Below are 5840 nucleotides of genomic sequence, written 5' to 3' on the forward strand. Positions count from 1 at the left end.
CCAAACAAACAGCTGCCACATTTTGAGCTTAGAAACATGATTTTGACTGCTAGCTTTTTCTGGCGACTAACGCCCTGTTAAGGGGTGAGCAACGCAATACCGATTTTGCTGCATACCACCTTAAACACTAAAGCCAACGCATAGTAAAAATGCCACGTGTTGCGAATCACTCTTAAACAGATTGTTAGTTGCCAAACCTGAAGATTACTTAGTTGTTGAGGGGAAAGAAATTACCACAAAAAACAATATGCACACTGTTGAATTCACAATAATTATCCCCATTATAAAACCGTGTATTTAACATGATGAAATATTTGGAGGATTTGTGTCAAATTACCACTTTCTATTAACGTACTCAGTCAAAGCTCAGTATCCGAGCTTAGAAGATGATGTCAAAAAAGCCAATAAAGTCAGAGATAAAATCGCAGACATTTCACAATGGGACAAACTTGAAAATGTTGAAACCACTTTCAAGGGAAGTATTTATCTATACGACTTTGATTCTATTCAAACCAAGAAGAATGATGCAGTAAAAGAAATCAAAAATAATTTCCTACCTATCCTTAAAGAATGCCAGTCTGGAAGACTAGATGTCAGAATAGATTGTGCAATGCTTGTCGATGGCTTAGGCGAGTGCCTAATGTTTGAAGTAATCAATGACGAAAATTGATTCTTCGCAACCATACCTAAAGACGGCTTAGAATGATTTCTTAGCCGCTCTTTTACCTTAAGATACTCTATTTTGCTGCGTCTTCTTCGATGACAACTAACGCCGCATTAAGGTGTGAGCAACGCTACCACCAAGCCTAAACCATGGCGCCCTAAACACAAAACCCAACGATGACACCAAAAATGTCAAGCGTTGGGAATCACTCTTAAATGCTTTGTTATATTAATTTATATTCTCGAAGTACTTTTTTAGAGCTAAGGCTCGGTCTTTTGTAATTTCAGTTATATCTGAAAGGGCGGTTAATCCCCACATGCTCCCTCGCTTGGAACCATAAATTGATTTGATATTAGCAACTTCAAGGTCACGATATTTAATCCATGAACGTTGAGATTCTCGCAAACTGGACTTTTGATTACTATCCAAAACGTTCATCAACGTTTTGTAGTAATAGTTCAATTCTGCATCCCATTGTTCATGAGCTTTGCTACCGCAATTTCCTATACCGGCGGTGCTTGAGTTGTCGGATATACATGCTTCTAGCTCAACATCAATAGGGTGTTCAATTTGAGCAAATGAGCTAAAAGATGTCAGTAATAATAAAGGCAAGAATACTTGTTTCATACAATCTCCATATGTAATGACAATAGCAACGTTACACATATGATGGAGCACGGACAACAATTAGGCTCAATAATACGATCAATACCTAGTTGATATTTTGTGACTTGGCGAATTAATATAACGCCGCATTAAGGGGTGAACAACGCCACCACCTAACCTAAACCATTGTGCTGTAAACACTAAAGCCAATTCAAACCAAAACTGCCAAGCGTTGTGAATCCCTCTTGAATGCTTTGTTAGTTGCCAAACCTAAAGCTTTGATTTGAAGTTTATTACCGCTTTGCCAACACTGTTTTTACGTGCTTTGAAAAACTTAAATCAGGCGCAGTTTCAAAGCGTTTGTCACTGAAACCACTTGGAATAAGCAGCGCCGTAGAAAACGAACTGACAACACCAAAAAGCTCATTCGAGAATGACAATAATACAAAGCTGAGTTTCAACAAGTAAATCGGTTTCTGAAACAGAAAATCCAACCACAAAAGAAACCTGAGAACGATTTTCACAAACCCGAACGATTCAAAATTGAAGTACGAAACGCCACCAAAAACACACTGATTTTAACTCTAAACATTCTGCTTTAGCTGCGTTTTCCTCGTTGGCAACTAACGCTCTGCTAAGGGGTGAGCAACGCAATACCTAAGCCGCCGCAAACCACCTTAATCACTAAATTCAACGCACAGTAAAAATGCCACGCGTTGCGAATCCCTCTTGAGCAGTTTGTTAGCTGTGTTTTACAACACGAGCTTTGCTCCCAACATACCAAGAGCTGCGATAGCTACCATCGTAAACCAAAGGTAAATCATAAAAGATAGGTATAACGAAAATAAACCTCTCACAGCTTTATCTAAGTTTGCACCTTCATCGTGCTGTAAGAAGTACGCTAGTTCTGCTGTAGGTATTGATCCAGCAAAGCTCTTAAATTTGAACTTTACCATCATCAAGCCCATTGAGACTGGAAGACTAGATACTAATAAAATGATTCCCACCGAAGTCCAGACATTCTCAGGGGAGTCATTACCTAAAACTACTGCTGCCCCGATCAACACTAAAAGCATTCCCAGAAAGCCCTTAAAAGATGACAACAATGAGTCTCTTGTTTTTATATACAGCCAGAATAGCGGCTTATCGAATTTTCTCATTTTTTCCTCAAACAGCTAACGCCTTGTTAAGGGGTGAGCAACGCAATACCGATGCCGCCGCATACCGCCTTAAACACTAAACCCAACGCATAGTAAAAATGCCACGCGTTGCGAATCCCTCTTGAACAATTTGTTAGGCGAATTTTCAAAGGCTTATGCGCATATCTGCACAATTGAAAAGACCGTCACCTAAAGTTGGAAAACGCGCATAGTTTTTTAGCGTTCCATGATTTGAAAAACCTGACTTTTCTAAAACCCTTACACTTGCTATGTGCCCAACAAATGGATTTGTTCTTACTTCCTTGATACCCAAGCTGTTTAAATATTCCAAGCCAGTACGACACAATTGCGTCGCAATTCCACGATTACTAAATTTGTCTGATATACCAAAATGGATCTCAGCATGCTGTTCATTGAACACAAACACAACCACCCCAAACACAAAGTCATTTTGGCTTTCTGCGACACCATAAACTAGCACTTTGGGACGGCTTTCCAAATAGGATTTTCTCCATTGCTGAATTTTTGAGAGCGTAGTTCCCACCGTATCATGAGGCAATGTCGAAATGTACTTTGCAGAAGAAATTGAGCCAGAGTACAAACTAAACAATGAGTCTGCATCAGTTTCTCGAAGCTCCCTAATTCTAAAAACGTCATTCTCGTAGTTCATTATGCCTCCATTCGCCTAACGCCTTGCTAAGGTGTGAGTAACGCAATACAAAAGCTACCGCACAGCGCCTTAATCACATAAGCCACCGCAAAGTAAAAATGCCACGCGTTACGAATCACTCTTAAGCAATTTGTTAGTACATGCGCTACTTCTATTTATGCGCTCCAAGATATTGAAAAGTGACATGATATGAAAGGCTTTGAACACTGAAGTGAGACGGGCAGCTACAAAACTTTACCCCGATTGAAAGACGAAAGTTGGCTAGAAGAAAAACGCACTGAACTGCCCTACTTTCACTTGCTTCAAATTAGAAAAGGATTCTTTCCTCGTACTTCAACAGCCACAACAAAAGTAACCAAGGTTCTCTCAAAAGCCACCACGAAAATGAAGAAGCGCCAAAGAAATTGGCTAAGAGTTAGAAGCCGTAAACGGTGAAATCAAAGCGAACACTCCGTATATAGTGCCACCGGAAAGAACGTGAAAGGCACCAACTGAAAGGTGTAAAAACGAGCGCCAAAACAGATAAACACCAAAACTTATGACCTTTGATGTCAAACCCGTACTAACGCCCTGTTAAGGTGTGAGCAACGCAATACCGATGCCGCCGCATACCACCTTAAACACCAAACCCTACGCACAGTGAAAATGCCACGCGTTGCGAATCACTCTTAAACAGTTTGTTATTGCTATTTTTCTTTCGGGTAAGCAATTAGACCGATAATGTAGGCTACTCCAGTAATAAAAAGCATCGACCAATCTTGCATAAAAATAGCTAACGATAGGTTTAAAGAACCAAAGTTAAAGAGAACTCCTGCAAAATCATTTAATGCTATATCCATAAATAATGTACCCTTCTCTTTATCTTCTTTGCTTCGACTTTTGTGTGAAGCAAATGCATAGATTGAAAATAGGAACAAGCCGGACAAAACCTGATATGTTAAAATCCGATAGTCGGCTAACTGTATAAGTTCCTTACTAGGAACAACCTCATTTAGCTTTAAATCGTTGTCGTATATATATATGCCTACAAATATTAGTATGAATATCAGCCAAAACATTATGTTAGATGCCAACTTTAAAAATGCTAATTTCACTTTTACCTCGATTATTTAAATAGCTATAACGCCTTGCTAAGGTGTGAGTAACGCAATACAAAAGCTACCGCACAGCGCCTTAATCACCATAAGCCACCGCAAAGTAAAAATGCCACGCGTTACGAATCACTCTTAAGCAATTTGTTAGTACATGCGCCACTTCTATTCATGCGCTCCAAGATATTGAAAAATCGCATAATATGAAAGGCTTTGAACACTGAAGTGAGACGGGCAGCTACAAAACTTTACCCCGATTGAAAGACGAAAGTTGGTTAGAAGAAAAACGCTCTGAACTGCTCTACTTCCACTTGCTTCAAATTGGAAAAGGATTCTTTCCTCGTACTTCAACAGCCACAACAAAAGTAACCAAGGTTCTCTCAAAAGCCACCACGAAAATGAAGAAGCGCCAAAGAAATTGGCTAAGAGTTAGAAGCCGTAAACGGTGAAATCAAAGCGAACACTCCGTATATAGTGCCACCGGAAAGAACGTGAAAGGCACCAACTGAAAGGTGTAAAAACGAGCGCCAAAACAGATAAACACCAAAACTTATGACCTTTGATGTCAAACCCGTACTAACGCCCTGTTAAGGTGTGAGCAACGCAATACCGAAGCCGCCGCAAATCACCTTAAACACTAAACACAACGCATAGCGAAAATGCCAAGCGTTGCGAATCACTCTTAAACAGATTGTTATGTATCTTACACCAGATTTCACACTCAGCTTAGACGTTGATCACACCATTAATAAACCATGATTAGAGCATGGATAAATGTATTACCACAGAGGAAAAACAACAATATATTGAACACCAAGACAACAAAAACACAATATGTAGTGTTATTACTTTTAGTCAAACCTATGAGGAGAACCTTATGGCTAAAACACAAAGTGGTAAAAAGAAAGTGCACGTACCAGCACACACACGTAATGGCAAAAAGGTGAGAGAGCATTACCGCTCTACTCCAAATTAATGCCTGTAAGCAAAGCCCAAGCAACTAAAGCGCTTGGGCTTTTTCGATTAGAGACATAACGCCGCATTAAGGTGTGAGCAACGCTTGGCTATACTTGAGCGAAGCGAAACTGCCAAGCGTTGCGAATCACTCTTAAATGCTTTGTTATATGCTTATTAACTCATAATACCAACTGCTATTACTTAATTGAAGTTCCTCTGCAACATCCATAGCCTCTATGGCATTTTTAACTCTCATATAGCACTTGATGAGATCTTCTACTTCGCGGGAAATTAGCTCTCTTTGACTGCACTGAAACTGATTTAGAAAAGTAGCCTCGCTAATCTCCTCATCACTACAAACCCTTTTCATAGTTTCTAAAAGCTTATCTTTAGTGGGTGCTTTGTTCCTCACATGCAGGTTTTTCTTTACTGAAACTTCCTTAACTCTAGGAACGCCCTCCAGTAAAGTGAGTGCAGCCATTGCCAAGTCTTCTTTTTTCTCAACAGTGAATTTCATTTATTTATCAACTTTATAGGTACTGATAGCCGGGACAGGCATATAACGCCTTGTTAAGGTGTGAGGCACGCAATACCTAAGTCTCCGCATACCACATAAACCACTAAAACCAACGCATAGTAAAAATGCCACGCGTGCCGAATCACTCTTGAACAATTTGTTATGCGCGTTCTCC

6 protein-coding genes are annotated in these 5840 nt (G+C 39.8%); 1 reads left to right on the top strand and 5 read right to left on the bottom strand.

The features are described 5' to 3' along the window. Positions 1–325 precede the first annotated feature (325 nt). Positions 326–670, top strand: a complete 345-nt coding sequence (locus R7Q38_RS22580; RefSeq protein ID WP_142541379.1) for a hypothetical protein — start codon at positions 326–328, stop codon at positions 668–670. A gap of 222 nt (positions 671–892) precedes the next feature. On the opposite strand, the gene R7Q38_RS22585 is transcribed toward R7Q38_RS22580, so the two are convergent. From R7Q38_RS22585 to R7Q38_RS22610, 5 genes are all read right to left on the bottom strand, one after another. Continuing rightward, a complete protein-coding gene (locus R7Q38_RS22585) occupies positions 893–1291 on the bottom strand; it encodes a lysozyme inhibitor LprI family protein (protein WP_021822220.1) in 399 nt (132 codons plus the stop codon). A 731-nt stretch (positions 1292–2022) separates the two neighbouring features. After that, positions 2023–2430 (bottom strand): hypothetical protein, encoded by a 408-nt coding sequence (locus tag R7Q38_RS22590; protein WP_176311035.1) that lies wholly within the window; start codon positions 2428–2430, stop codon positions 2023–2025. A 145-nt stretch (positions 2431–2575) separates the two neighbouring features. Beyond that, positions 2576–3100, bottom strand: coding sequence for a GNAT family N-acetyltransferase (locus R7Q38_RS22600; protein ID WP_005530754.1), 525 nt, complete (start codon positions 3098–3100; stop codon positions 2576–2578). A 686-nt stretch (positions 3101–3786) separates the two neighbouring features. Continuing rightward, complete coding sequence (locus tag R7Q38_RS22605; RefSeq protein WP_043886957.1) at positions 3787–4194, bottom strand: hypothetical protein; 408 nt, start codon at positions 4192–4194, stop codon at positions 3787–3789. Positions 4195–5311: 1117 nt separating this feature from the next. Beyond that, positions 5312–5665 carry a hypothetical protein gene (locus tag R7Q38_RS22610; RefSeq protein ID WP_318114376.1) on the bottom strand — a complete coding sequence of 118 codons (354 nt, stop codon included), beginning with the start codon at positions 5663–5665 and terminating at the stop codon, positions 5312–5314. Positions 5666–5840 lie beyond the last annotated feature (175 nt).

Source organism: Vibrio sp. Vb0598, assembly GCF_033338935.1.
Taxonomy (GTDB): Bacteria; Pseudomonadota; Gammaproteobacteria; order Enterobacterales; family Vibrionaceae; genus Vibrio; species Vibrio alginolyticus.